Here is a 26,483-nt window from a genome sequence, read left to right on the forward strand (position 1 = left end):
CAGCGTAGTTAGGACCCGGCCGTCCGGAACACCCGTGTGCCCGCCGTCACGGCCAGCGCGGTGAAGCCCACGGCGACCAGGACGCCGTAGAGCATGTGCGCGCTCGTGTAGTCGCCGACGTAGGCGTCCCGGACCGCGTCCACCAGATAGCGGAACGGGACGAAGTGCGACAGCACGTCCAGCCAGGCGGGCGCCAGGGTCATCGGGAGCATCAGGCCGGACAGCAGCATCGACGGCATCGACACCGCGTTGATCAGCGGGCCGAACTCCTGCGGACTGCGCACCTTCATGCCGAGCGCGTACGACACCGAGGCCAGCGAGACGGTGAGCAGGGCCACGAAGGCGAAGCCGACCAGGACGCCGGCCAGCGGCGCGCGCAGGCCCATCACCAGCGCGGCCAGCACCAGCAGCACCGCCTGGAAGACGAACACGGTGGCGTCTCGCAGCACCCGGCCGAGCAGCAGGGCGAGCCGGCTGACCGGGGTCACCCGCATCCGCTCCACCACCCCCTGCCCCTTCTCGAGGATGACCGTGAACCCGGCGAACAGGGCGCCGAACAGGCCGAGCTGGAGCAGCAGGCCGGGGACCAGCACCTGCCAGGAGCTGCCCTGCCCGCCCAGCGGCAGATCCGTGAGCAGCGGACCGTAGAAGAGCAGGTACAGCAGGGGCGTGAGCACGCCGAAGAGCAGGGCGAAGCGGGAGCGCAGGGACTGGCGCAGATAGCGGCCGTAGACGAGGGCCGTGTCGTGGAGCAGCATCGTTTCCGGATCTCCTGTACGGCTATACGGCGACGGGGGCGGTGTCGGCCGGGGAGGGGCCGCGGCCTGTGATCGCGAGGAAGGTGTCCTGGAGGGTGGCGTCGAGCGAGCCGCCGTGGCGGAGCTTGAGCGCGCCGGGGGTGCCCTCGGCGACGACCGTGCCCCGGTCGACGATCACCAGGCGGTCGGCGAGGGCGTCGGCCTCGTCCAGGTAGTGCGTGGTCAGGAAGACGGTCGTGCCGTGCTCGTCGCGCAGCCGGCGGACCAGTTCCCACAGGTCGGCGCGGCTGCCGGGGTCGAGGCCGGTCGTCGGCTCGTCCAGGAAGAGCACCGTCGGGCGGTGGGTGAGCGCCATCGCGATGTCCAGCCGGCGCCGCTGGCCTCCGGAGAGCGCGCCGGTCTTGCGGTCCAGGAACTCGGTGAGGTCCAGCTCGGCGGCCAGTTCGGCGGCGCGGGCGGCGGCCCGTGCCTTCGGCAGGCGGTACAGCCGGCCCTGGGTGACCAGTTCCTCCCGGACGGTGATCTGCGGGTCGACCCCGCCGGACTGGGCGACGTAGCCGATGACCCGGCGCACCCCGGCGGGATCGGCGACGAGGTCGCGGCCGGCCACGGTGGCCGCGCCGCCGGTCGGCTCCAGCAGGGTGGTGAGCATCCGCAGGGTGGTCGTCTTGCCGGCGCCGTTGGGGCCGAGGAAGCCGAGGATCTCCCCCTCGTGGACGGTGAGGTCGATGCCGCGGACGGCCTCGACGGGTCCGGATTTCGTCGGGAAGGTGCGGGCCAGGCCCGCCGTGCTGATGACTGCTGCCATGTCCCTCAGAAAAACAGAGTCCCTGAAATTTTGCAACGGCCCCAATTTTTCAGTGAGCCCAGTGAAGTTAGGATGAGGGCATGGCTGAGGGGCTCAGGGAGCGGAAGAAGAGGCAGACCAGGCAGTACATCTCCGATGTCGCCACGGGGCTGTTCCTGGAGCGCGGCTTCGAGGCGGTGACCGTCGCGGAGATCGCCGAGGCGGCGAACGTCTCCGTCAACACCGTCTACAACTACTTCCCCGCCAAGGAGGACCTCTTCTTCGACCGCTCGGCCGGCGTGGCCGACCGGCTCGCCCGCTGGGTCCGCGGCCGGGACGTGGGGGAGTCCGCCGCCCGCGCCGTCCTGCGCGAGCTGCGCTCGGAGGTCGAGGCCGTGTCGCCCCGGGTCGGCCTGATGACCGGCTACGACCGCTTCATGCGGGTCATCCACGAGGCGCCGGCGCTGCGTTCGCGGCTGTGGAGCCTCCAGCAGGAGACCCACGACATCCTGGAGGCGACCCTGCGCGAGGAGACCGGCGCCGCCGCCGACGACCCGCTCCCGGATCTGATGGCCGGTCAGATCTGCTGGGTCAACCAGGCCGTCTTCGTCACCATCGGCCGCGAGATGACCGCCGGACGCAAACCGGCCGAAGTGTCACGAGAGGTACTCGTCCTGATGGACGACATCGAGGACCTGTTGAGCGAAAAGGTCCTCAACTACGCCGTCCGAGGCGCCGCCTGACCCCTGCCGGTGTGATGTCCGTCAATTGAGACGTGACGCGCGTTACTTACCGGTCACACGACGCTCCCGGAGCGCTATGGTCCGCCGGAGAGGCAGACGTTCAGCGCGTTCTAAGGGGAGTCGGAGTGGCACGGAAGCTTGCCGTCATCGGGGCCGGGCTCATGGGATCCGGTATCGCTCAGGTCGCCGCGCAGGCGGGCTGGGAGGTCGTGCTGCGAGACGTCACCGACGAGGCGCTGGGGCGCGGCACCGACGGCATCAAGGCCTCGTACGACAAGTTCGTCGGCAAGGGCAAGCTGGCCGCCGAGGACGCCGAGGCCGCCCTCGCGCGCATCACCCCCACCACCGACCTCGACGCCGCCGCCGACGCGGACGTCGTGGTGGAGGCCGTCTTCGAGAAGCTGGAGGTCAAGCACGAGATCTTCCGCGCGCTCGACAAGCTCGTGCGCGAGGACACCGTGCTCGCCTCCAACACCTCCGCCATCCCGATCACCAAGATCGCGGCGGCCACCGAGCACCCCGAACGGGTCGTCGGCGTCCACTTCTTCTCGCCGGTGCCGATGATGCGGCTCGTCGAGCTGGTCCGCGGCTACAAGACCAGCGACGAGACCCTGGCCACCGCCCGGGAGTTCGCCGAGTCCGTCGGCAAGACCTGCATCGTCGTCAACCGGGACGTGGCCGGCTTCGTCACCACCCGGCTGATCTCCGCCCTCGTGGTGGAGGCGGCCAAGCTCTACGAGTCCGGCGTGGCCACCGCCGAGGACATCGACCTCGCCTGCAAGCTGGGCTTCGGCCACGCCATGGGCCCGCTCGCCACCGCCGACCTCACCGGCGTGGACATCCTGCTGCACGCCACGAGCAACATCTACACCGAGTCCCAGGACGAGAAGTTCGCCCCGCCGGAGCTGATGCGCCGGATGGTGGACGCCGGTGACATCGGCCGCAAGAGCGGGCAGGGCTTTTACAGGTACTGAGCCCCACGCCGCCACACAGTCCCCGGGAGGATCACTCCCGGGGGTGAAATCGGTATCGGTTCGCTTACAAGCAGCAACCGCACCGCCACCCGCACAGTCAGACGGGGCACAGCATCCGTCACAGAGGACGCCAACCGCACTCAACGGGGAGCGCATATGCACATCAGGGGCGACCACGCCGAGCTGGTCGTCGGGGGCCGCCTCGACGTCCGCAGCGCGGCGGACGCCCGTACGGCCCTGCACTCGGCCGTCGACACCGGAGTCGGCGACCTGGTGCTCGACCTGTCCGAACTGGATTCCTGGGACGCCACCGGACTCGGCGTGATCATGGGTGCCCACCGGCGGGCCGGCCGCTGCGGGCGCCGGCTGGTGCTGCGGGGCGTGCCCCCGCAGATGCAGCGCCTGCTGGTGGCCACCCGGCTGCACCGCATCCTCGCCATCGAGGGCGGCATCGGCGTGGAGTCGCTGCCCCGGGTGTGAGGCATCCGGGGGCACGACGCGTACCCGGCGGGGCCCGGCCGGACCGGCGCGACCGCCGAACCGTACGACGGGGGCAATCCTCCCGAGACCGTGACGTCTCGGACCGCGGGGCACCCCGCCCTGTCGCCGGGACCCGGTGACGGTTTAGGGTGCGGTCGCCCGCCGTCTCGCGACCCTCGACCGAGCGGGCCCGGACCAGAAGCGACAGCGCGGTGTGCGACGAGGCCGGGAGGGCCACAACACGGGCACACGACGCTTTTGGGGAGCTTGAACCCATGGACCCGATCAACCCGGGACCCGAGGACCACGGCCAGGCGCACCACCGCCGCCCGTCCCGGGACCCCCTCGCCTCCGACCTCGCCCCGGCCACGCCCGCGCCCGCCCGCATGGAGCGGCTGGTCTGCGGCGACCTCCAGTTGACCGTCAACCCGGTCGACGGCAGCGAGATCGAGCCGTGCCCGCCGGCCGAGCGCCCCGGCAGGGCCACCAAGCGCACCGCCGTCGAGCGCGCCGAGGTCGAACTCGCCGCCCGTCCGCCCGCCCCGGCCGGTGCCGCCCCCGCCGCGCCCGAGGTGCCGGAGCGTCAGGAGGAACGCGAGCGCCTGGCCCGGCTGCTGGCGCGCGGGCGCTCCGTCCGCCTCACCGGCCCGGCCGGTTCCGGCCGCACCGCGCTGCTCGACGCGGTCGCCGAGGACTGCCGCGACCTCGCCCCCGACGGCGTGGTCCGGCTGAGCGGCTTCCGCCGGGCGCCCGGCGACCTGCTGCACGACCTGTTCCACGCCGTCCACGACGCCCCCGGCTACCGTCCCGATCCGGACGAACTCCGGGCGCTCGTGGGGGAGATCGGCGCGGTCGTCGTCGTGGACGACCTGGAGTTCGGCGGCGCCGCCCTGGACGAACTGCTCGACGCCACCCCCGAGTGCGCGTTCCTGTTCGCCGTCACGCCCGATGTGCCCGCGCCCTCCGCCGAGACGGACGTGGAGGAGGTCTTCCTCGGCGGTCTCGACCGGGCCGCCGGGCTGGCGATCCTGGAGCGGACCGCCGGCCGGGCGCTCACCGAGGAAGAGGTCAACTGGGCCGGCGACCTGTGGTTCGAGTCCGAGGGGCTGCCGCTGCGGTTCGTGCAGGCCGGTGCCCTGCTCCGGCAGCGCGACCGACTGCGGGCCAGCACCGGCGCGGTGGACGAGTACGGGGTCTTCGAGGACGTACGCCGGCCCGTCGAGCAGCCGGTGGAGCCGGGGGAGGAGGTTCCGCTGCCCTCCCTGGGCGAGGCGGCGGCGCCCGCCCCGCTGCTCGCCTCCCGGCTCACCCCCTCGGCCCGGGCCGCCCTGCGCTTCGCGGTGGCCCTCGGCGGCGAGCTGCCGCACCAGGCGCACCTGCCCGCCCTGGTCGGCGACACCCACGCCGACGCCGCCCTCGGCGAGTTGACGAGCTGCGGCCTGGTCTCCCCGGTCGGCTCCCGCTACCGGCTCGCGGCCGGTGTGCGGACCCAGCTGGAGGCCGCCGGATACGCCGACGACGCGGCCGGGCACGCCCTCACCGCCGCCCGGCACTACACCTGGTGGGCCGGGCATCCCTCGGTCACCCCGGAACGGGTCTGCGCGGAGGCCGACGCGGTGCTGGCCGCGCTGGCCGCCGTCGTCCCGCATGCGTCGTCCGCCGCCGCCGACGACGACGAGGGCGGCGCGGTACGGCTGGCGCGTACGGCGGCGCCCGCCTTCGCCGCGGGGCTGCACTGGAGTGCCTGGGAACGGGCCCTGCGGTCCGGCGCGGAGGCCGCCCGGCTGAGCGGGGAGGTGGCCGAACAAGCCTATTTCCATCACGAGTTGGGCATCCTCGCGCTGTGCTCCGGGCAGTTCGGCCGGGCCCGTGCGGAGCTGGAGGCGTCGAGCGGGCTGCGCGGCGCGCTCGCGGACAAGCGGGGCGCGGTGGCCGGCCGCCGGGCGCTGGCGCTGCTCGCCGACCGCGCCGGCGAGGTGCCGGGGCGGCCGGCTCCGGGGCCTGTGCCCGCACCGCCCGTCCCGGTGCGGGAGGAGCCGGCGGAGGTACGGCCGGAGGAGCCGGCGCCGCTGCCCTACGGCCCCGCGGGCGAGACCCAGGTCACCCGGCAGCTGACCCAGCCCGTGCCCGGGCCGGTGGCCCCGCCGGCGGCGGAACCCGCGACCCGGCCCGTGGCGCGGCCCGCGGCGCGGGGCGGCGGTCTGCGGCGGCTGGCCCGGCGCAACCTGGTGGCGGCCGGTGCCGGGGCCCTGCTCGCGGCCGTGCTCGGTACGGTCGTCACGCTCGGCATGACCTCCTCCGGCAGCGCCGGCCAGGACCCGGGAAGCAAGGTCGACGCCAATCCGTCGGCGGGTCCCGGGGTGGGCGAGGAGGACTCGGGCGTGGGACCGACGGACACCGGGGACACCGGCGCGGTCGGCGGCCGGCCCGCGTCACCGGGCCCGGACGGCACGTACGGCACGGCGGACGACCCCGCACCGCCGCGGGCCACGTACCGCCCCTCGGAGAGCGGCGAGCCGTCCCTGCCCGGCACGTCCTCCGGCTCGCCGTCGGCATCGCAGAGGCCCGGCGGGACGGGCGGTTCGTCCACGGGCGGGACGACGGGGGGCCCGTCCGGCGGCTCGACCGGGAGCGGCGGCGCGGGCTCCACCGGCTCGACGGAGGGTACGCCGACGGGCGGCACCACGACCGGCGGCTCGACGGACGGCTCGGCCACGGGCGGGACGACGGGCGGCACCACCGACACGGGCGGCACCACCGGGACGACGGGGGAGACCACCGGCGGCTCGACGGACGGTTCGTCCACGGGCGGGACGACCGGCGGCACCACCGACACGGGCGGCGCCACGTCCGGCGACACCACCGGCACGACGACCTCCGGCTCCACCGGCTCCACCACGGCCTCGGCGACCTACCCGGCCCCGTCCGCGACGGCCCCGGTGATCTGACCCGCCCCGCCGACGGCACCCGGCACACGCCGCCGCCCCCGATCCCCGCAGCGGGGATCGGGGGCGGCGGCGTGTGTGGCGGTGACGGTCAGAACAGGCGGAGTTTGTCGTCCTCGATGCCTCGGAGGGCGTCGTAGTCCAGGATGTGGCAGTTGATGCCGCGGTCGGTGGCGAGGACGCGGGCCTGGGGCTTGATCTCCTGCGCGGCGAAGACGCCGCGGACCGGCGCCAGATGCGGGTCGCGGTTCAGCAGGTCCAGGTAACGGGTGAGCTGTTCGACACCGTCGATCTCGCCCCGCCGCTTGATCTCGACCGCGACCGTCTGCCCGTCGGCGTCCCGGCACAGGATGTCCACCGGCCCGATCGCGGTCATGTACTCGCGGCGGATCAGGGTGTACCCCTCGCCCAGGGTCTCGATGCGGTCGGCGAGCAGTTCCTGGAGGTGCGCTTCCACGCCGTCCTTGATCAGGCCCGGGTCCACGCCGAGTTCGTGCGAGGAGTCGTGGAGGATCTCCTCCATCGTGATGATCAGTTTCTCGCCCGCCTTGTTGACGACGGTCCACACGCCCGCCTCCTCGCCGGTCCCCTCCTTCAGCGTGCAGGGCGGCGACATCCAGTTGAGCGGCTTGTAGGCCCGGTCGTCGGCGTGGATGGAGACGCTGCCGTCCGCCTTGACCAGGATCAGTCGCGGTGCCGAGGGCAGATGGGCGGTGAGCCGGCCGGCGTAGTCGACCGAGCATCGGGCAATGACGAGACGCATGGTCGGCAACGCTACTCGACGCGCGCCGGTGCACGCGATCCGCCCATCCCGCTCCCTGCGGATCGTCCCGATTGTCCCTGGAACCTCTTGTTCATCCCTGGCCGATAGTGAGCATGAGCCGACCGTTCCATATACGCATTCTGCTGGTGTGGTCACCGACCGTTGCCTACCGTAGGGAACGGGAGGTTGCGGCCCCTGTACCGAGCGTGTCGAAAATCGCGAACTCCCCTATCTGTCCGCCAGCCCCTGCGCTTCGGGGGTGCGAGAGGAGAACCCATGTCGCTCGACGTCTCACCGGCCCTACTCGAACAGGCCGAGCGAGGCGAGGTCGACGAAGCAGCATTCGTCGACTGCGTCCGGACCTCCCTGCCCTACGCATGGGAGATGATCAGCTCCCTGGTGGCCCAGCTGAAGGTGGACGGCGGACCCTTCGCCGACAACCAGACGCCCCCGCCGGACGAGCAGGCGCGCGGTCAGCTGCTGCGCGCGCTCGCGAGTGACGCGATACGCGGCGCGTTGCAGCGGCACTTCGGTGTCCGGCTGGCCTTCCAGAACTGCCACCGTGTGGCGGTGTTCCCGCTGGACGCCTCGGTGGACGAGAGGCTGGCCCGCTTCACGTCGGTGCGCGCCCAGCTGCTGAACCAGTCCCCGGAGCTCCGGGACTGCTGACGCGGCCGCGGCACGGCCGTGACCGAGTCGCCGGAGCCGTCGGCTTGCCGCTCCACCCCGGGGGAGGTGCATGCGTCGTCGGGGCGGCAAGCCCCCGGGCGGACCCGTGCCGGGCACGGCCGGCGGGGCCCGGGAGACCGGGACCGACTGCCGGGAGACCGGCGCGGTCCGGCGCGGTCCGGCGCGGCCGGCGCGGTCAGCTCAGCTGGGGCAGTACCTCCGCGCCGAGCCGCCGTAGGTTCTCCTCGGTGGCCGCGAGCTGGCCCGAACCCTCGGCCATGAGGGCGAAGCGGGAGATCCCGGTGCGCTCCGAGGTGGCCGCGAGCCGGTCGGCGGCGAGCCGTGGGGTGCCCACCGGGTGCAGCCCGCAGAGCAGTTCCGTGTACGCGTGCGGGTCGCGCATCACGCGCTCCCGTCCGTCCACCGTCATATGGGCCCCGAGCCCCTGACGGAGCCAGCCCGGCATCGCCTTCAGCAGGGTTTCGGCCGCGTCACTGCGCCGGTCGGCGAGCTGGCAGACGCCGGCCGAGACATGGGCGGCGCCCGCGATCTCCTCGGCCGGCCGGCCCGCCGCGCGGGCGCAGTCCCGCCACAGGGCGACCATCTCGGCCTTCTCCTCGTCCCCGATGTGCATGCCGAGCAGCATCGGCAGCCCGCGCTCGGCGGCCAGCCGCACGCTCGCCGGCGAGGTGCAGGCCAGCACGACCTCGGGGCCGGGGCTGTCGGTCAGGGCGTCCGACGGGCGCGGTACGACCGGTACCTCGCGGAAGGAGTACCGCTCGCCACTGGCGGCCACCGCCGGTTCGCGCAGCCAGCGCAGCAGCAGATCGAGGGACTCCGGGAACCCGTGTTCGTACGCCTTCAGGCCCCCGCCGAACACCTCCAGGTCCACCCAGGGGCCGCCGCGCCCGACGCCCAGGGTGAACCGTCCGCCGCTGGTGACGTGGAGCAGCGCGGCCTGCTCGCCGAGGGCGACCGGGTGGGCGGTGGGCAGGACGCTGACCGCCGTGCCGACCCGGATCCGCTGGGTGCGGCCCAGCAGCAGCGCGGCCAGGGTGACCGCCGAGGGGCATGTGCCGTAGGGCACGAAGTGGTGCTCGGCCAGCCATACGGCGTCCAGCCCGGCCTGCTCGGCGACCTCCGTCGAGCGGACCGCCCGGTGCAGCGCCTCTCCCGGACCCTGGCCGGGGAACTGGGCGGCCAGCACAAAAGTTCCTACGCGCATCGCATTCCTGCTTCCTTGGCTCCGACCCGGAGCTCCCCCGCCCGGCATAACCGTCTGACACGTGCCAAGGACACGGTCCCGCAGGGAGATTTGCCGATTGTCTGCAGAATGGGTCGCCCTGGAGGGGGACTTGTGGGGGTTGGTTCCGTACCCGTACCCCGCTCGGCGCCGCGTAGGCTGGATGCAGCCCCTGCTTCCTGTATAGCCCCGAGAGGTGTCCCGTGTCCCCGCGTCGCAACCGACCGAAGGCAGCCGGATCGTCGGGCCGGAGCGCCGAGGACGACCCCGCGGGCCGGTACGGCGGCTGGCAGTCCACCGAGAGCTGGCAGGGCGAGGACTGGAGCGTGCGGCACGTCGCCGGGGCGAGCGCGCAGGGCAAGACCTACCGCTGCCCGGGCTGCGACCAGCTGATCCCCTCCGGCGTCCCGCACGTGGTGGCCTGGCCCGAGTACGCGGGCGTCGACGACCGCCGGCACTGGCACAAGTCCTGCTGGAACGCGAAGGACCGCCGCACCACGCGGGTGCAGCGGTCCCGTAACGCGCCGAGGTTCTGAGCCGCACGGCTATGTGCTGTCGTACGGCTCACACGTCGTACGGCTCACACGTCGTACGGCTCACATGTCGTACGGCTCACACGTCCCGGCTCCGCAGCAGCGCGTACGTGCCCGCGTACACCGCCGCCGTCAGGCCCAGCATGATCCACAGCGGGTCCCAGCCGGACGGGCCGGACTCGGTCAGGGAGTTGGAGTAGAAGACGCTCAGCTGGTTCGGGATCGAGTACTCGAACAGCCAGTCGCGCAGCTTCTCCATCGACTGCGCGACCATGAACATCGCGATCACCAGCGGAGCCAGCACCACGCCGATCATGATGGTGATGGCGCCCGCGGAGTGCCGGATGACCGAGCCGATGAGCAGCGAGAGCAGACCGAGCAGCGCGATGTAGAGGCTGATGCCGACGGTGGCCTTGAACCACTCCGAGCCGCTCGGGGTGCGGGCACCGGCGCCCTCCAGCATGGACACCTGGACCATCGCCACGAAGGCGGACGCGACCAGGGTGAACACGAAGGCGACGGTGAAGAACACGATCGACTTGGCGGCGAGCACCCGGGCCCGGCTGGGGCACGCGGTCATCGTCGTGCGGATCATGCCCGTGCCGTACTCCGAGGCCGTGGTCAGCACGCCGAGCGTGATGATGCAGATGGAGCCGAGCAGCAGGCCGAAGAAGCCGAGCGTCAGCGGGTTCTCGCCGTCCATGTCGGCGGAGCTGGAGTTGGCCGAGACCAGCGCGCCGGCGGCGAGACCGATGCCGACGACGAGCAGCACGAACACGCCGAGCGTCCACATCGTGGAGCGCACCGACCTGATCTTCGTCCACTCGGAGGCCAGCGCGTGCCCGAGATGGGTGCGCACGACCGGGATGGGCGAGGTGTAACCGGCGTACGACCCTCCAGGCGCCCGCCACTCGGGCGCGGCGGCCGGGGCCTGCGGCATCGGGGGCTGGGGGGTGCTCATCGGGCGTCCTCGGGCTGGGTCGTCGGGGCGGCGGAGACGGGAGCGGCGGGGGCGTCGGCCGGGCCGGGAGCCGGGGCCGCGCCGGAAGCGGCGGCCGGGCTCGTGGCGGGGGCCGGGGGAGCGGCGGCGGGCGCCTGCTGCGGCGCCGGCGGGGTCGCGGGAGCCTGCGGGGCGGCCGGCGCCTTCTTGGTCAGCAGCGTCGGCTGGTCCTGCGGCACCGGGGCGGCCGAAGGCGCCGGAGCGGCCGGCTGTGCAGGGGCCGCGGGCTGGGCCGGAGGGGCCGGCTGGGCGTACGGATTGGCCGTACCCGGCGCCGCGCCCGCGGCACCGTACCCGTGCGCCGGGGCACCCTGACCGTTGCCCGGTGCGCCGCCGTACGGGCCGCCCGGGGCCATCGCGAAGGGCTGGCCGCCCTGCTGCGGCGGCGGTGGGGCGTACCAGCCGGGCTGGCCCTGGCCGGGCACCGGCACGGGCGGCTGGGCGCCGGGCGGCAGCGGCTGCTGGAGGCCCGCCTTCTGGTCGGCGGTCGAGCGGTAGTCCACGGCGGCCTGGGTCATCCGCATGTACGCCTCCTCCAGCGAGGCCTGGTGCGGGGACAGCTCCCACAGCCGGACGCCCGCGTCGTGCGCGAGGTCGCTGATGCGGGGCAGCGGCAGCCCGGTCACGCGCAGCGCGCCGTCCTGCTCGGGCAGTACGTGTCCGCCCGCCTCGGCGAGCGCGGCGGCGAGCTTCTCCCGCAGCTGCGGCTCGGTGTCGGGGGTGCGCACGCGCGCGAAGTCGGCCGAGTTCGCCGAGATGAAGTCCGTCACGCTCATGTCGGCGAGCAGCTGCCCGCGCCCGATCACGATGAGGTGGTCGGCGGTCAGCGCCATCTCGCTCATCAGATGGGAGGAGACGAAGACCGTACGGCCCTCCGCCGCGAGCGCCTTCATCAGGTTGCGGACCCAGAGGATGCCCTCGGGGTCGAGGCCGTTGACCGGCTCGTCGAAGAGCAGCACCTGCGGATCGCCGAGCAGCGCGGCGGCGATGCCGAGGCGCTGGCCCATACCGAGCGAGAAGCCCTTGGAGCGCTTCTTCGCCACGTCCTGGAGGCCGACCACGCCGAGCACCTCGTCCACGCGGCGGGCCGGGATGCCCGACAGCTGGGCGAGGCTCAGCAGGTGGTTGCGGGCGGACCGGCCGCCGTGCACGGCCTTGGCGTCGAGCAGCGCGCCGACCTGCCGGGGTGCGTTGGGCAGCTTGCGGTACGGATAGCCGCCGATGGTGACCGACCCGGACGTGGGGTTGTCCAGCCCGAGGATCATCCGCATCGTCGTGGACTTGCCCGAGCCGTTCGGCCCGAGGAAGCCGGTCACGGCGCCTGGCCGTACCTGGAAGGAAAGGTTGTACACGGCGGTCTTGTCGCCGTAGCGCTTGGTCAGGCCGACAGCCTCGATCATGCTCCGCACCCATCGAAAAGGTTCAGGAAGGCGGGGCACACGCCCCCGTAAGGGTTAGGAGGATATCCAGGCGCTGACGGTTCCGCCCAAGAGAGAGTAAAGCCGGGGAGGGGGTCGGAAGCCCGGCGATCACCGGGCGTCCCGGCGCCCGAGCAGGCGGACACGGTGAAGGGGCGGCGGAACCGGGCCCCGCCGCCCCTTCACCACGCCGGCGTCGTACGACTACCGGGACTGCTGCGCCGGAACGCTCCGGGAGACCGGCTCGTCGTCGCTGGACGTGCCGGCCGCGGCCACCGCGGCGCCGGTCAGCGTGGCGAGCATCTCGCGGACGTTCGTCAGCTGGGCGTTGATGCTGTCGCGGCGGTTGGTGAGCGCCGCCAGCTCCCGCTCGGACTCCGAACGGATCCGGTCGGCCTTGGCGTTGGCGTCGGCCACGATGTCCTCGGCCTGCCGCTGGGCGGTCTCCACCGTCTGCCGGGCCCGGCGCTCGGCGTCGGTGCGCAGCTTCTCCGCCTCCAGGCGCAGCTGCTCGGCCCGGTGCTCGATCTCGGCGAGCCGCTTCTCCGCCTTCTGCTGACGCGAGGCCAGGTCCCGCTCGGACTGCTCGCGCCGCTTGGCCAGGTTGGTCTCGAAGTCGGCGGCGGCCTGCGCGGCCTTGGCGCGGGTCTCCTCGAAGAGGGCCTCCGCCTCCTCCCGCTTGGACTGCGCGTCCTTCTGCGCCTCGGCACGCAGCTGGGACGCGTCGGCCTTGGCCTTCTCGACGATCCGGACGCCCTCGTCCTCGGCCTTGGCCTTGCGCTCGGCCGCGTACGCCTCGGCGTCGTTGCGGACCTGCTGGGCCGCCGACTCGGCGAGATCGCGGTGCTGCTCGGCCGCCCGCCGGGCCTCCTCACGCAGCTCCTTGGCCTCTTCCTCGGCCAGCCGCAGGATCTTCTCGACCCGCGCGCCGAGACCCGCGTACGACGGCTCGGCGTCGGTGATCTGGGCCTGGGCGTTCTGCGTCTCGAGGTGCAGCTCCTCGATGCGCTTCTCCAGGGCGGTGATCCGGGCGAGAGCGCTGTCACGGTCGGAGACGAGCTTGGAGATGCGTTCGTCCACCTGAGCGCGGTCGTATCCACGCCGCACAAGCTCGAAGCCGTAGGGGGAAGTGTCGCTCATGGGGTTCCTGTCGAATGAGACCGGTGAGTGAGGTGATACAAGAATCCTAGGGGCCACAGCGGTGTGTCATCGAGCGGATACGGTTTTGATCTGGAGAATGGCACCTCTTTCGGGTGGCCGGCCGGGGGGCCGCTTGCCGAGGAGTAGGGCAAAGCACCCAGAAGACACCACAACGCCCCCTGTCCGCTAGCTCTCTGACGTCTTGCCACCCGATCGGGGGGCGCCCACGGTGGCGCCCGCCTTGACCCCGCCGTCCTTCCCGGGCGCGGGCGCCTCGAGGGACCCCAGCGCCTCCAGGACGTCCTGCACCCGGGAGATCTCGGCGTTGATGTCCTCGCGCCGGCGCATCAGGATCTCCAGCTCCCGCTTGCCCTCGTCGACGGTGCGCCGGGCCTCGCGGATCGCCTCCGCCTTGAGCTCCTCGGCCTCCTCCACCGTACGCCGGGCCTCGCGGACCGCCTCGGCCTTCAGCTCCTCGGCCTCCTTGACCAGGCGCGCCTTCTTCTGCTCGGCCTCCTTGAGCAGGCCCTCCGCCTTCTTCACCGCGGCGATCCGCACCTTGCCCGCCTCGGAGTCGGCCTCCGAGACCAGCTCCTTGGCCTTGGCCTCGGCCTTCGCCAACTGCTCCTCGGCGGCCTTGATGAGCGCGTCGCAGCGGTCGCCGGTGGACTTCATCGTCTCGGCCGCCTCGCGGCGGGCCCGCTCGTGCAGCTCCTCGATCTCGGTGGTGATCCGGCTCTGCAGCTCCTCCGCGCGCTCCCTTATCGCGGTGGCGTCCCGGCGCGCGCCGACCAGCAGCTCGTCGGCGTCCGTACGGGCCTTCTCCACCAGCGAGTTGCCCTCGATGGTCGCCTCGGCGACGATCCGCTCGGCCTCGCTGCGGGCCGCGCCCACCATCGTGTCGGCCTGCGACTCGGCGTCCGCTGTGGTCTTCAGGGCCTGCGCCTGCGCCTCGGCGAGCAGCTTGTCGGCCTCCGCCGTGGTCTCCGTGATGAGCTTGTCGACCTGCTCGGCCGCCTCCGAACGCCGCTTGTTGGCGTCCTTGCGCGCCTCGTCCAGGGTCCGCTCGGCCTCCTGCCGCGCGGAGTTGACGAGCCGTTCGGCCTCGGCCTCGGCGTCCGCCTTCGTCCGCTCGGCCTCCGCCCGCACCCGCTCGGCGTGCGCCTGCGCGGAACCGACCGTCTCGGCGGCCTCCGCACGCAGCCGCTCGGCCTCGCCCGTGGCGTCCCCGACCAGCTGCTCGGCGTTCGCGACGGCCTCCGCGCGCACCCGGTCCGCCTCGGCCAGCGCCTCGGTGCGCACCCGCTCCGCCTCGGTGGCGGTCTCGGTCTGGAGGCGTTCGGCCTCCTTGCGGGCCTCGGTGATGAGGGTGTCGGCCTGGGCGGCGGCGTCGGAGCGGATGCGGTTGGCGTCCTCGCGGGCGTCCGCCCGGGTACGGGCCGCCGCCTCGTTGGCCTCGGTGAGCGTCTCCGACGCCTCGGTACGGATCCGCTCCGCCTCGGCCGCGGTCTCGCTCCGCAGCCGCTCGGCCTCCGTGACCGCCTCGGTGCGCACCCGCTCCGCCTCGGTGGCGGTCTCGGTCTGGAGGCGCTCGGCCTCCTTGCGGGCCTCGGTGATGAGGGTGTCGGCCTGGGCGGCGGCGTCGGAGCGGATGCGGTTGGCGTCCTCGCGGGCGTCCGCCCGGGTACGGGCCGCCGCCTGGTCCGCCTCGGCGAGCGCGTCCGACGCCTCGGTACGCACCCGCTGCGCGTACTCGCCCGCGTCCGCGCGCAGCCGCTCGGCCTCGGCGATCGCCTCCGCCGTCGTCCGCTCGGCCAGCGCCTTCGCGGCCTCGGACTCCTCCTGCGCCTCGCGCCGGATCCGGGCGGCGTCCTCGCCGGCCCGCTCCCGCTCGGCGTAGGCGTCGGAACGGACCCGGTCCGCCTCCTCCTCGGCCTCCCGCCGGGTACGGTCCGCCGCGTGCTCGGCGGCCGAGCGCAGCCCGGCGATCTCCTCCTGCGCCTGCTCGTGCAGCCCCGCGACGGAGTCCCGTACCTGCTGGGCGTGCTGCTCGGCGGCGGCGACCATCTCGCCCGCCCGCCGGTCGGCCTCCTCCACCAGCCGGGTCGCCTCGGCCTGCGCCTCCTCGACCCGCTTGCGGGCGGCGGCCAGCAGCTCCTCGCTCTGCTCCCGGGCCCGCTGCCGCTCCTGGCCGGCCTCCTCGCGGGCGGCACCGAGCAGCTCCTCGGCCTCGCGGCGGCGCCGGGCGGCCTCCTCCTGCGCGGCGGCCAGCGTCTCGGACGCCTCGGCGCCCAGCCGCTCGGCGGCGGCCTGCGCCTCCGCGCGCACCCGGTCCGCGGTGTCCTGGGCCTCCGCCTTCAGCCGCTCGGCCTCCGCGGCGGCCTCCGACCGCAGCCGTACGGCGATGGCCTCGCCCTCGGCACGGGACGCGGACGCGTCGGAGGCGGCCTCGGTACGCAGCCGCTCGGCCTCGGCCTCGGCCTGCTCCTGGAGCGCCCGGATCCGCTCGGCGGACTCCGCGCGCAGCCGCTCGGTCTCCTCGGCGGTCTCCCGGCGGACCCGGGCGGCCTCCTCGCGGGCCTCGGTCAGCGCCCGCTCGGCCGACGCCAGCCGCTCCTGCGCCTCGGCCTGCAGCCGGGACAGCTCCTCGGCGGTCTCCGCCCGGCGGGCCTCGACGGCCTTCTCGGTCTCCTCGCGCAGCTCCCGCGCGGCCTTCTCGGCGTCCGTCCGGGCCGCCTCGGCCTGCTCGGCGGCCTCGGCGCGCAGCCGCTCGGCCTCCTCGCGGGCGCGCTCCAGGGCCTCCTCGGCCTGCCGGCGCAGCGCGGTGGCGCGCTCGGCGGCCTCGGCGCGGACCTTCTCGCTGTCCGCCGTCGCGGTCTGCCGCAGCTCCTCGGCGTCCGCCTTGGCCTTGCCCAGCAGCTCCTCGGCGGACCTGGCCGCCTCCTCGATCTTGGCGACGGCCTCCCGGCGGGCCTCGGCACGGATCGACTCGCCCTCGGAGACCGCGTCGGCGCGCAGCTGCTCGGCCTCGCCGCGCAGCCGGCGGGCCTCCTCCTGGAGCTCGACCGTCTTGGCCCGGTACTCCTTGGTGTCGTCCTTGGCCGCGCCCTTGAGCTGCTCGGCGATGTCGTGCGCCTCGGCACGCAGCCGGTCCGCCTCCGCCTCGGCCTCCGAACGGATCCGCTCGGCCTCCTCGGCGGCGGCCCGGGTGGTCTTCCGGGCGTCCTCCGACGCCTTGTTGAGGACGTCCTCGGCGGTCTTGGCCGCCTTGGACAGCTGGGTGGCCGTCTCCTCCGCGGCGATCGTGCGGGCCTTCTCGGCGGCCTCGGCGACGATCTTCTCGGCCTCGGCGCGGGCGTCCGCGACCAGCTGCTCGGCCTCGGACCGGGTGTGCTCGGCCTCCTTGGTGGCCTCCTCGACCAGCCGGGCGACCTGCTCCTTGGCGGTGCGCGTACGCGTCTCGTTGGCGGCCTCGGCGCTCGCCAGCGCCTTGGCGGCGGCCTCCTTCGCCTCGGTGACCACCTTCTCGGCCTCGGCCTGCGCCTTGCGCAGCGCCTCCTCGGCCGCCGCCATCCGCTCCTCGGCGGCCCGGCTCAGCTCGGCGGCCTGCCGGCGGGCCGTGTCCGACTCGGTGACCGTGGCGGTGCGCAGCTGCTCGGCGTGCTCGGTGGCCTCCTGCGCCTGCGTGGAGGCCGCGTTCAGCAGCCGCTCGGCGTCCGCGCGGGCCCGGCGCAGGATCTGGTCGGCCTCGGCGCGGGCGGACTCGGCCTCGTCGCGCAGCCGCTCCCGGGCCTCCCGGGTCAGCCGCTCGGCCTCCGCGCGGGCGGCGGCCATCGCCTGCTCGGCCTCCGCGCGGGACTCCTCCAGCAGCCGGCGGGCCTGCTGCTCGGTGCGGGCGCGCAACTGCTCCGCCCACGCCACGTTCTCGTTGACGTGCGACTCGACGGTGGCGCGGCGCTCGGCCAGCTCCTGGTCGAGCTGCTGGCGCCGGGTCACCGCCTCCTGGTGCAGCTCCGCCTGGAGCCGGGCGGCCTGCTCGGCGTGCTCCTGGAGGATGCGCTGGGTCTGCGCGCGGGCCTGGCTCAGCTCCCGCTCGGCGTCCTGGCGCAGCTGCTCGGCCTGCATCTGGGCGTTACGGAGCAACTGCTCGGCCTGGTAACCGATGTCACCGCCGTCGTAGGCGGGCCGGGTCATGAGGGTGCGGCGCGCCTCGTGCAGCTTGGCGCGCAGCACCTCGACCTGGTAGCCGAGGTCCTCGGCGTGCTGGATCGCCTTCTCCCGCTCGGTCCTCAGCCGCTTCATCTCGGCCTCGAACCGAGAGAGGTGGTCGACGTCAGCCGCCGGCTCTCGCTCCTGGCTCTCGTAGCCCCGCACTGCGCGGTCCCATCCGTCCCCTGGTCAGCTTCTCCAACGAGCTCCGTCCATCCGCCGAACGGGGCCCCCGGGGAAGGGTGTCGGACAGAGGGCGGAGCACGGGCTGCTGCCCCGACGCTCGTCCCCCGAAACCCGGACCCCGGCTCGGTCCCGCCGGCAACGACGGGACCCGGTCGCCCCGGTTGACGGGACGACCGCCCCCAACCCTACCGGCCCTTATGTACGGGGGTCAGTGCTCGGGCGTCTCAACAGGGGCCGAAGTGACCAGTTCTGTGAGGACTCCATGGCAGTCCTTGGGGTGCAGGAAGGTGATCCGCGAGCCCATGGAGCCGCGCCGGGGCTCGTCGTAGAGCACGCGCACGCCCTTGCCCCGGATCTCCTCGGAGTCGGCGTCCACGTCCGCGGTGCCGAAGGCGATGTGGTGGACGCCCTCCCCGTTCTTCGCGAGCCACTTGGCGACGGTGGAGTCCTCGCGGACCGGCTCCAGCAGCTGGAGGTAGGAGGCACCGCCGTCGGAGGTGCCGTTGATCCGGAGCATGGCCTCGCGCACGCCCTGCTCCTCGTTGACCTCGGTGTGGAACACCTCGAAGCCGTACGTGGCCCGGTAGAACTCGACGGTCGCGTCGAGGTCGTGGCAGGCGATCCCGATGTGGTCGATTCGCGTCAGCATGGATTCAGTGCAGCGCTCCCGGGGTGGTTACGCAACGTGCGCGCGATCACACCGACAGGCCGGTGACGACCTGTCCAACCGCTCAGTACATTCGAAGTAAACCCTCGTTCACTCCTCGGCTGTGCGCAGCTGGAAGGGGATCGCACCTCATGTCTTCTGGAACGACCAGCTCGGTGATCGTCGCGGGCGCCCGGACGCCCATGGGGCGGCTGCTGGGCTCCCTGAAGTCCTTCTCCGGAGCCGACCTCGGCGGTTTCGCGATCAAGGCCGCCCTCGACCGCGCGGGGATCGGCGGTGACCAGGTGCAGTACGTGATCATGGGCCAGGTGCTCCAGGCCGGCGCGGGCCAGATCCCGGCCCGCCAGGCCGCCGTCAAGGCCGGCATCCCGATGAACGTCCCGGCCCTCACCGTCAACAAGGTGTGCCTCTCCGGCCTCGACGCCATCGCCCTCGCCGACCAGCTGATCCGCGCCGGCGAGTTCGACATCGTCGTGGCGGGCGGCCAGGAGTCCATGACCAACGCCCCGCACCTGCTGCCGGGCTCCCGCGAGGGCTACAAGTACGGCGCGCTCGAGATGCTCGACGCGATGGCCTACGACGGCCTGACCGACCCCTGGGAGAACATCCCCATGGGCGAGTCCACCGAGAAGCACAACACCCGCCTCGGCATCAAGCGCCCCGAGCAGGACGAGATCGCCGCCCTGTCCCACCAGCGGGCCGCCGCCGCCCAGAAGAACGGCCTGTTCGAGGCCGAGATCACCCCGGTGGAGATCCCGCAGCGCAAGGGCGACCCGGTGCTGTTCAGCAAGGACGAGGGCATCCGCGCCGACACCACCGTGGAGTCCCTGGGCAAGCTGCGCCCGGCCTTCACCAAGGACGGCACGATCACCGCCGGCACCTCCTCGCAGATCTCCGACGGCGCCGCCGCCGTGGTCGTGATGAGCAAGGCCAAGGCCGAGGAGCTGGGCCTCGACTGGCTCGCCGAGATCGGCGCGCACGGCAACGTGGCCGGCCCCGACAACTCCCTTCAGTCGCAGCCGTCCAACGCCATCCGGCACGCGCTGAAGAAGGAGGGCCTGGACGTCTCCGACCTGGACCTCATCGAGATCAACGAGGCGTTCGCCGCGGTCGCCGTGCAGTCAATGAAGGACCTCGGCGTGTCCACGGAAAAGGTGAACGTCAACGGCGGCGCCATCGCGCTCGGCCACCCGATCGGCATGTCCGGCGCCCGCCTCGTGCTGCACCTGGCACTGGAGCTCAAGCGCCGGGGCGGCGGGATCGGCGCCGCCGCGCTGTGCGGCGGCGGCGGCCAGGGCGACGCGCTGATCGTGCGCGTGCCGAAGGCCTGAGCCCCCGTAGGTGACGATTCCGGTACGTCGGTGAAGTGAACGGAGCTGTGATGCAGGACGTCTCCTCTCTGGTGGCCCAGGCCAGGGAAGGCCGGCCGCGGGCCGTGGCCCGGCTGATCTCCCTGGTGGAGGGGGCGTCACCGCAGCTGAGGGAGGTCATGGCGGCCCTGGCGCCGCTGACCGGCAACGCCTATGTGGTGGGCCTGACCGGCTCGCCCGGCGTCGGCAAGTCGACCTCCACCTCCGCGCTGGTCACCGCCTACCGCAAGCAGGGCAGGAGGGTCGGCGTCCTGGCCGTCGACCCGTCCTCCCCGTTCTCCGGCGGCGCCCTGCTCGGCGACCGGGTCCGGATGTCCGACCACGCCTCCGACCCCGGTGTCTACATCCGCTCGATGGCCACCCGCGGCCACCTCGGCGGGCTGGCCTGGGCCGCCCCGCAGGCCATCCGGGTGCTGGACGCGGCGGGCTGCGACGTGATCCTGGTCGAGACGGTCGGCGTCGGCCAGTCGGAGGTCGAGATCGCCTCCCAGGCCGACACCAGCGTGGTGCTGCTCGCCCCGGGCATGGGCGACGGCATCCAGGCGGCCAAGGCCGGGATCCTGGAGATCGGCGACGTGTACGTGGTCAACAAGGCCGACCGGGACGGCGCCGACGCCACCGCCCGCGAGCTGAACCACATGCTGGGACTGGGCGAGGCCCGCGGCCCCGGCGACTGGCGCCCGCCCATCGTCAAGACGGTCGCGGCCCGCGCCGAGGGCGTCGACGAGGTGGTGGAGGCCCTGGAGAAGCACCGCGCCTGGATGGAGGAGCGGGGCGTCCTCGCCGAGCGCCGCACGGCCCGCGCGGCCCGCGAGGTGGAGACCATCGCCGTCACCGCGCTGCGCGAACGCATCGGCGACCTGCACGGCGACCGCCGGCTCGGCGCCCTCGCCGAACGCATCGTCGCCGGCGAGCTGGACCCCTACCGCGCGGCGGACGAACTGGTCGCGGGACTGACCCAGGGCTGAACCCTGGCCGGTCCGGTGATCACCCTGTACCGTGACCGGCATGCTGTTCCTCATCATGGCGTAGGGCCACACCCGGCAGGCGGGGCCGCGCAGACGGCCACCGCGCCCTCAGGTGTCCCCTTCTTCCGCCTCTCCAGAGGAACTTCCGCGTGTCCACGCCCCCGCCGCGGCCCTCGTACGCCGCCGTCCTGCGCGTGCCCCAGGCCCGCCGCACCTTCACCGCCGCCCTGACGGGCCGTCTGTCCTACGCCACGGTCGGCCTGGCGGTACCGCTGTCCGTCACCGCCGCCACCGGCTCCTGGGCCGTCTCCGGCGTCGTACTGTCCCTGTTCGGCGCCACCACGGTCCTGCTGATGCCGCTGCGCGCCGCCCTGGTCGACCGCCACGGGCCGCGCCGCGTCCTGCTGCCCATGTCGCTGCTGTACGGCGCCCTGCTGGCCCTCCTGGCCGCGCTGACCTGGCGTCCTGGCGCACCTGCGGCGGCCGTCGCCGGCACGGCCGCGCTCGCGGGCTGCTGCGCGCCGCCGCTCGGCCCGGCCATGCGCGCCCTGTGGTCCGCGCTGATGCCGGACGAGGGCATGGCCCGGCGCGCCTACAGCCTCGACGCCGTCGCCGAAGAACTGCTGTACGTCTCCGGTCCGGCGCTGGTCGGCGCGCTGCTGGGCGTCGCCCCGGCGGCCGCCGGGATCCTGCTGAGCGCGGCCCTGAACGTGGCTGGCACCTGTGCCTTCGTCACCTCCCCGGCGCTGCCCGGCCCGCGCCCCGCCGCCCGCCGGCGGCCGTCCGTCCCGGTGCGGGGGCTGCTGCCGGCGGTCGTGGTCGCGCTGGGCCTCGGGCTCGCCATCAGTGCCGTGGAACTGCTGGTGCTGGCCTTCGCCGAGGCACGCTCCTACGACACCTCGCTGGTCCCCTGGGTCCTGGGCGCCCTGTCGGCGGGCAGCGCGGTCGGCGGACTCGCGGTCGGGGCGGTGCGCTGGCGTGCGTCCGCCCGCGCCCGGCTGTGCGGGTTCGCCGCGGCCTTCGGACTGGTGCTGGCGGCGGCGGGGCTGGCCCCCGGCCTGTGGACCCTGTCCGGCGTGCTGGCCCTAGCGGGCGCGTTCATCGCCCCGGCGCTGACGACCGCGTATCTGCTGGCCGACGAGACGGCGACGCAGGAGACCCGCATCCAGGCCGGTGCCTGGGTGAACACCGGGGTCAACGCGGGGAGTTCGGCCGGTGCCCTGGCGGCCGGCCTGCTGATCGGCCGCCTGCCGCTGCCCCTGTGCTTCGCCCTGGCGGGCACCGCCGCCCTCGCAACGGCCGCGGCCGCCACCGTCCGCACGGCGAGGCCGGGCCGTACGCCCGCACCGACGCCGTCCCCCGCACCGGCCCCCGGCGACCACGGATGACCGAGCACACCGTCACCACCCGCCCGCCGCCGACGACGGCACCGGCCGGGCGGAGTGGAGCGGCGGCCGTGTGGCATGCGGCTGCCCCCGGCCGGCGCCTGCGACCGCCTGTTGTGAAACCCGCCGGTAGACGTTCTCAGCCGCCGTCGCCCGTGCGGGTGAGCGGCGGACGCCGATCGATGTGCTCGGTGCGCGACCTCGGCTGCCGTCGGACCACTGAGCGCGGTGGAACGGGCTCCCGGTCCGGCACCGGGCGGACGCCCGATGGGCGGGGCCGGGTGGGCTCGCGCGGGCGGATGAACGAAACCGCCGCCACCGCCCGCCCGCCTAGGGCCGCCGATGCGCCCTGCTCCGGTGACGGTGGCCGCCGCCGTGTGGGCCTGGTGGTGCGGGTGGCCGTGTGGGTGCGTGGCGACGCTGGGCGGTGTGCCCCGGGGTGGCCGGGGCCGTCCCTGGCGGGTGCCGGTGAAGGGGGCCGGGCGGCTCACGGGAGGCCGTGAGTGGTGCCGGGTGGGCTCGCGCGGGTGCCGGGTGCGGGGTGCCGGGTGGTTTGCGTGGGCGGCGGGGAGCCGGGGCGCCGCCGCCCGCGCGCGGTGGGCTCAGGGGCGTCCCCGCTGTCCTCTCAGGTGCTCGGCGACCGGCTTGAGCGCCTTGTCCAGTTCCATCAGCGCGTCCGGCGACAGCAGGTCGATGAAGTGCCGGCGCACCGATGCCACGTGGTGCGGGGCGACCTTCCGCATCATCTCCATGCCGTGGTCCGTGAGCACGGCGTACAGTCCCCGCCGGTCGGTGTCACAGTTCTCGCGGCGCACCAGGTTGGCGTTCTCCATGCGCGTGATCTGGTGCGAGAGCCGGCTCTTGGACTGAAGGGTCGCGGAGGCCAGGTCGCTCATCCGCATCCGGACGTCCTCCGACTCGGACAGGTTCACCAGGATCTCGTAGTCGTTCATTGTCAGGCCGAACGGCTGCAGATCCTTTTCGAGCTGGTACGTCAACAGCCTGTTGACCTCCAGGTGGGTGCGCCAGGCGCACTGCTCCGCATCGGTCAGCCAGCGCGTGGCCGTCTCGGTCTCCATGAATGAAGTCTACCTAAGAAGTTGAATGGCGAACTAACTTGGGTGGTGTGACGTGCGCACGCGTTCGACGTCACACTCCGCAGACTACCGCTCACAGCCCGAAGCGACGCTGGAGGTCTCCCAGCTGTCCGGGAAGGCGCGGTGGACCCGACGATTGCGGACCGTGTCCGCCCGGTGTCGTTCCGCCACCTCCCGGCACCCCGGGTTCGGGCGGAACCGCCCCCGTCGCCACCTCGGCCATGAGGGTCTCGGTCGACTGCAGCAGGACCGTCCCCGCGCCGGCGAACTCGAACTGGTGCTCCTCCCCGGAGACCCCGCCCAAGCCCGTCATCGCACGTAGACCGCCCAGTACACCCGTCAGGTACCCATGGTCGTAGTGATGGCACGGGGACGGGCAGTCGGCCCACCCGACGAGCGCCTGCGGGTCCACCCGGATGGGAGGTTCCACGAACACCACCGGACCGTTTGATGCGGCTACGAACTTTCCGGTTCCGATAAGGGTCAGAAAACCCGGGACGATCGACTGTTTGAGCGCGAGACTTGGCTGAAAAGCGAGCAGATTGCCCGCGCGAATGGTCAAGTTCCCGTCGTCCAGGTCGTAGGAGTTGACGTCGAACGCCCGGTCGGCCAGCAGCATCTTCCCCGAGCCCTCCGCCACGACCCAGTCGCTCGCGTGCAGTGGCGAATGAAACGACGTACGGACAAGCCGGTCGAGTCGCCCGTGCCCGATGCCGTTGAACTCGATCGACCCGTAGTAGGCGATCATCTTTCCCTTCTGCAGGAACCACTGCCCGCCCTTCAGCTCCACACAGAAGGTGTACGCGTTGACGTTGTCGTCGGCGGGCAGCGTCAGCGGGTCGTGCACGACCGGTCCGGCGCCCGGGGTTCCGTAGGTGCTCACAGCTTCTCCTCCGACGCCTGGACGTACACCGTGCCGTTGCCGCTCAGCTCCAGCTGGAAGGCCTCGCCGGAGCCGCGGCCCACCATCTCGCGCCAGCCGAGCGCGGTGGACAGCCTGTTGCGGATCTCGCCGTGGTGGGCGACGTACGCCTGCGGGTCGACATGGACCGGGCGCTGCGGGGTGACCGGGACCTCGAAGACGCCGCCGTGCGCCATCACCGCCACCGAGCCGTGCCCCTGGAGCGTGGTCGTGAACAGCCCCTGCCCGGTGACCTGCCCGCGCACCAGACCCATCACCCCGCCCTGGGCGCCCAGGAACATCGTGCCCTGCCGCAGGGTGCCCTCGAAGGCGAGCAGCCGGTCGGCCTCCACGTAGAGCGTGTCACCGGAGAGGGTGATCACCTGGACGTGGTGGCCGCCGTGCCCGAAGAACACCGTGCCGCTGCCCTCGACGGTCATCAGCGGGGTCGCCTCGCCGGCCACCCGGCGCCCGATCATGGACATCAGCCCGCCCTGGCCGCCCTGGAGGTTGGGCGTGAAGGACACGTCCCCGCGGTAGGCGAGCATCGCGCCGCGCTGGCTGAACAGCCGCTGCCCCGGCGTCACGGTCGCCTCCACCATCTTGGAGTTGATCTCCCGGAAGGTCATCACACGTCCCCCGCGATCGTGGTCCGCTCGCTCGGCTGCACGTACACCAGCCCGTCGCCCTCGAAGCGGATCTGGAAGGCCTCGCCGCCGCCCTCCCCGAGGAACGTGCGGAACGTCACACCGGACTGGAAGGACTGCCGGACGTCACCCTGGTGGGCGACGTAGGCGCCCGGGTCGACGGTCAGCGGGTACTGCGGGGTCACCCGGAGGACGACCGCCGGACCGTCGGAGAGGATCGCCGCCTGCCCGTGTCCCTCCACGGTCGTCGTGAACAGGCCGTTGCCCTGGGAGGCGCCGCGCACCCCGGTGAACGTCGTGCCCGTGCGCAGCCCCGCGTCCGTCACCAGCAGATTGCCCGCCTCGACGTAGAGCTTGTCCCCCTGGAGGGAGACCAGGTTGATCTCGGACGCCCGGTCCGCGAACCAGCACGTCCCATGCCCTTTCACCTCCATCACCGTCATCTGCTCGCCGGTGAGCCGCCGGGTCACCATTCCCCGCAGCCCCTCGCCGCCGCCGCTCAGCTTCTTGAAGGCCATCTGCCCGTCGTACGCGACCATCGAGCCGTTCTTCGCCTTCACGGCATCCCCGGTCATGTCGACGGCGAGCACCTTGCTGCCCTGGAGTCGGAACATCGCCACGCTGCGAAACTAGCGGCGGCACGGGTGGACGGAACAGGGCCCACGGGTGGAAACCCACCCTGAGCCGACCCCTAGGGGCGGGGTTTGCCACAATGGGGGAACGCTTGTGCGTGCGTTCACAAACCGGGTTCCGCCGTCGGCCGGCCCGGCACGCATCGGCACGCACAAACCGGCAGTCCGTAACCGGCAGACCGTCGTCGACCCTCCCACCGAAGGTGACCCGTGGACATCAAGACCGCCACCGCCCTCCGCCGCCTCCGCCTGGTCTCGGCCCCCGAGGCCGTGTCCTTCCTGATCCTGCTCGTCTGCTCGGTGCTGAAGCGGACCACGGACTTCGACGCGGTCCCCGTGATGGGAGCGATCCACGGCGTCCTCTTCATCCTGTACGTGATCTTCTGGGCGGACGCCTGGAACCGCACCAAGTGGCCCCTGAAGACGGCCGCCCTCTACTTCGTCCTGTCGGTCCTGCCCACCGGCGGCTTCTTCGCCGAGCGCAAGCTGCGCCGCGAGGCCGAGGACGCCGTCATCGCCGCCCGCGCCCGCCAGGAAGGAGTCGTGAACGCATGATCGTCGCCTTTTCCGTGACGCCCCTCGGTGTCGGTGAGGACGTGGGGGAGTACGTAGCGGACGCCGTGCGCGTGGTCCGCGAGTCGGGCCTGCCCCACCGCACCGACGCCATGTTCACCTCGATCGAGGGCGAGTGGGACGAGGTCATGGACGTCGTCAAGCGCGCCGTCGCCGCCGTGGAGGCCCGCGCCCCGCGCGTGTCGCTCGTCCTCAAGGCCGACATCCGCCCCGGGGTGACCGACGGCCTCACCAGCAAGGTGGAGACCGTCGAGCGGTACCTCGCCCAGTAGGGCGCACCCTTTCCGCGGAAACCCCGGTCCTCTGGGCCGGGGTTTTCCCGTCCCCGACATTTGAGCGATCGCTCAAAGCGGTGTACGTTCGGCGCCAGACGATTTGAGCAGTCGCTCAAACAC

24 protein-coding genes are annotated in these 26,483 nt (G+C 73.1%); 11 read left to right on the top strand and 13 right to left on the bottom strand.

Annotated elements, in window-relative coordinates; all coding sequences use genetic code 11:
* Nucleotides 1-8: 8 nt before the first annotated feature.
* Both HB370_RS27100 and HB370_RS27105 read right to left on the bottom strand, forming a co-directional pair.
* Nucleotides 9-758, bottom strand: coding sequence for an ABC transporter permease (locus HB370_RS27100; protein WP_030790062.1), 750 nt, complete (start codon nt 756-758; stop codon nt 9-11).
* 22 nt (nt 759-780) lie between these two features.
* Entirely contained in the window at nt 781-1,566 is a 786-nt protein-coding gene (locus HB370_RS27105) for an ATP-binding cassette domain-containing protein (RefSeq protein WP_030790065.1), read from the bottom strand.
* Between the two features lie 80 nt (nt 1,567-1,646).
* Between HB370_RS27105 and HB370_RS27110 the strand changes: the two genes are divergently transcribed.
* The 4 genes from HB370_RS27110 to HB370_RS27125 all read left to right on the top strand — a co-directional run bounded on the left by HB370_RS27110 (nt 1,647) and on the right by HB370_RS27125 (nt 6,690).
* Nucleotides 1,647-2,288: a TetR/AcrR family transcriptional regulator gene (locus HB370_RS27110; RefSeq protein WP_030790068.1), complete on the top strand. Its 642-nt coding sequence runs from the start codon at nt 1,647-1,649 to the stop codon at nt 2,286-2,288.
* A gap of 125 nt (nt 2,289-2,413) precedes the next feature.
* Entirely contained in the window at nt 2,414-3,262 is an 849-nt protein-coding gene (locus HB370_RS27115) for a 3-hydroxyacyl-CoA dehydrogenase family protein (protein ID WP_030790071.1), read from the top strand.
* A gap of 156 nt (nt 3,263-3,418) precedes the next feature.
* Nucleotides 3,419-3,742 carry an STAS domain-containing protein gene (locus HB370_RS27120; protein WP_014675024.1) on the top strand — a complete coding sequence of 108 codons (324 nt, stop codon included), beginning with the start codon at nt 3,419-3,421 and terminating at the stop codon, nt 3,740-3,742.
* Nucleotides 3,743-4,017: 275 nt separating this feature from the next.
* On the top strand, nt 4,018-6,690 hold the full coding sequence (locus tag HB370_RS27125; protein WP_030790075.1) for an ATP-binding protein: 2,673 nt from the start codon (nt 4,018-4,020) through the stop codon (nt 6,688-6,690).
* Between the two features lie 88 nt (nt 6,691-6,778).
* On the opposite strand, the gene nucS is transcribed toward HB370_RS27125, so the two are convergent.
* Nucleotides 6,779-7,450 (bottom strand): endonuclease NucS, encoded by a 672-nt coding sequence (gene nucS / locus HB370_RS27130; protein WP_030790078.1) that lies wholly within the window; start codon nt 7,448-7,450, stop codon nt 6,779-6,781.
* Between the two features lie 276 nt (nt 7,451-7,726).
* Here nucS and HB370_RS27135 point away from each other — a divergent pair, with 276 nt between their 5' ends.
* Nucleotides 7,727-8,119 (top strand): SCO5389 family protein, encoded by a 393-nt coding sequence (locus tag HB370_RS27135; RefSeq protein WP_030610147.1) that lies wholly within the window; start codon nt 7,727-7,729, stop codon nt 8,117-8,119.
* A 196-nt stretch (nt 8,120-8,315) separates the two neighbouring features.
* Here the strand turns inward: HB370_RS27135 and HB370_RS27140 are convergent, their stop codons facing one another.
* On the bottom strand, nt 8,316-9,344 hold the full coding sequence (locus HB370_RS27140) for an LLM class flavin-dependent oxidoreductase (RefSeq protein ID WP_030790081.1): 1,029 nt from the start codon (nt 9,342-9,344) through the stop codon (nt 8,316-8,318).
* A 221-nt stretch (nt 9,345-9,565) separates the two neighbouring features.
* Between HB370_RS27140 and HB370_RS27145 the strand changes: the two genes are divergently transcribed.
* Nucleotides 9,566-9,898 carry a hypothetical protein gene (locus HB370_RS27145; RefSeq protein ID WP_030790084.1) on the top strand — a complete coding sequence of 111 codons (333 nt, stop codon included), beginning with the start codon at nt 9,566-9,568 and terminating at the stop codon, nt 9,896-9,898.
* Between the two features lie 76 nt (nt 9,899-9,974).
* Here the strand turns inward: HB370_RS27145 and HB370_RS27150 are convergent, their stop codons facing one another.
* The 5 genes from HB370_RS27150 to mce form a co-directional block, all read right to left on the bottom strand.
* Nucleotides 9,975-10,856: an ABC transporter permease subunit gene (locus HB370_RS27150; protein ID WP_030790087.1), complete on the bottom strand. Its 882-nt coding sequence runs from the start codon at nt 10,854-10,856 to the stop codon at nt 9,975-9,977.
* Nucleotides 10,853-12,295: an ABC transporter ATP-binding protein gene (locus HB370_RS27155; protein WP_030790089.1), complete on the bottom strand. Its 1,443-nt coding sequence runs from the start codon at nt 12,293-12,295 to the stop codon at nt 10,853-10,855. The genes HB370_RS27150 and HB370_RS27155 overlap by 4 nt, the downstream gene beginning before the upstream one ends.
* 222 nt (nt 12,296-12,517) lie before the next feature.
* Nucleotides 12,518-13,453: a cellulose-binding protein gene (locus HB370_RS27160; protein WP_030790092.1), complete on the bottom strand. Its 936-nt coding sequence runs from the start codon at nt 13,451-13,453 to the stop codon at nt 12,518-12,520.
* A gap of 186 nt (nt 13,454-13,639) precedes the next feature.
* A complete protein-coding gene (scy, locus tag HB370_RS27165) occupies nt 13,640-17,827 on the bottom strand; it encodes a polarized growth protein Scy (protein ID WP_167513034.1) in 4,188 nt (1,395 codons plus the stop codon).
* A 229-nt stretch (nt 17,828-18,056) separates the two neighbouring features.
* A complete protein-coding gene (gene mce / locus HB370_RS27170) occupies nt 18,057-18,497 on the bottom strand; it encodes a methylmalonyl-CoA epimerase (RefSeq protein ID WP_030790098.1) in 441 nt (146 codons plus the stop codon).
* A 149-nt stretch (nt 18,498-18,646) separates the two neighbouring features.
* On the opposite strand from mce, the gene HB370_RS27175 reads away from it, so the two are divergent.
* The 3 genes from HB370_RS27175 (at nt 18,647) to HB370_RS27185 (ending at nt 22,241) form a co-directional block, all read left to right on the top strand.
* The gene (locus HB370_RS27175) at nt 18,647-19,846 is read left to right on the top strand and encodes an acetyl-CoA C-acetyltransferase (protein ID WP_030790101.1); all 1,200 of its coding nucleotides are present in this window, start codon (nt 18,647-18,649) and stop codon (nt 19,844-19,846) included.
* Nucleotides 19,847-19,896: 50 nt separating this feature from the next.
* Nucleotides 19,897-20,853 carry a methylmalonyl Co-A mutase-associated GTPase MeaB gene (meaB, locus tag HB370_RS27180; protein WP_030790104.1) on the top strand — a complete coding sequence of 319 codons (957 nt, stop codon included), beginning with the start codon at nt 19,897-19,899 and terminating at the stop codon, nt 20,851-20,853.
* Between the two features lie 149 nt (nt 20,854-21,002).
* The gene (locus HB370_RS27185; RefSeq protein WP_037702801.1) at nt 21,003-22,241 is read left to right on the top strand and encodes an MFS transporter; all 1,239 of its coding nucleotides are present in this window, start codon (nt 21,003-21,005) and stop codon (nt 22,239-22,241) included.
* A 599-nt stretch (nt 22,242-22,840) separates the two neighbouring features.
* Here HB370_RS27185 and HB370_RS27190 read toward each other — a convergent pair.
* From HB370_RS27190 to HB370_RS27205, 4 genes are all read right to left on the bottom strand, one after another.
* Nucleotides 22,841-23,317: a MarR family transcriptional regulator gene (locus tag HB370_RS27190; RefSeq protein WP_030790110.1), complete on the bottom strand. Its 477-nt coding sequence runs from the start codon at nt 23,315-23,317 to the stop codon at nt 22,841-22,843.
* 91 nt (nt 23,318-23,408) lie between these two features.
* Nucleotides 23,409-24,218, bottom strand: a complete 810-nt coding sequence (locus tag HB370_RS27195) for an AIM24 family protein (RefSeq protein ID WP_030790113.1) — start codon at nt 24,216-24,218, stop codon at nt 23,409-23,411.
* Nucleotides 24,215-24,865 (bottom strand): AIM24 family protein, encoded by a 651-nt coding sequence (locus HB370_RS27200; RefSeq protein ID WP_030790116.1) that lies wholly within the window; start codon nt 24,863-24,865, stop codon nt 24,215-24,217. The genes HB370_RS27195 and HB370_RS27200 overlap by 4 nt, the downstream gene beginning before the upstream one ends.
* Complete coding sequence (locus tag HB370_RS27205) at nt 24,865-25,497, bottom strand: AIM24 family protein (protein WP_030790119.1); 633 nt, start codon at nt 25,495-25,497, stop codon at nt 24,865-24,867. The genes HB370_RS27200 and HB370_RS27205 overlap by 1 nt, the downstream gene beginning before the upstream one ends.
* 228 nt (nt 25,498-25,725) lie before the next feature.
* Between HB370_RS27205 and HB370_RS27210 the strand changes: the two genes are divergently transcribed.
* Together HB370_RS27210 and HB370_RS27215 are read left to right on the top strand one after the other, a co-directional pair.
* Nucleotides 25,726-26,070, top strand: coding sequence for a DUF3817 domain-containing protein (locus HB370_RS27210; protein WP_030790121.1), 345 nt, complete (start codon nt 25,726-25,728; stop codon nt 26,068-26,070).
* The gene (locus HB370_RS27215; RefSeq protein WP_030790126.1) at nt 26,067-26,360 is read left to right on the top strand and encodes an MTH1187 family thiamine-binding protein; all 294 of its coding nucleotides are present in this window, start codon (nt 26,067-26,069) and stop codon (nt 26,358-26,360) included. Before HB370_RS27210 ends, HB370_RS27215 begins: the two co-directional genes overlap by 4 nt.
* Nucleotides 26,361-26,483 lie beyond the last annotated feature (123 nt).

It is taken from the genome of Streptomyces sp. DSM 40868 (genome assembly GCF_011820545.1).
GTDB classification, from domain to species: domain Bacteria; phylum Actinomycetota; class Actinomycetes; order Streptomycetales; family Streptomycetaceae; genus Streptomyces; species Streptomyces eurythermus.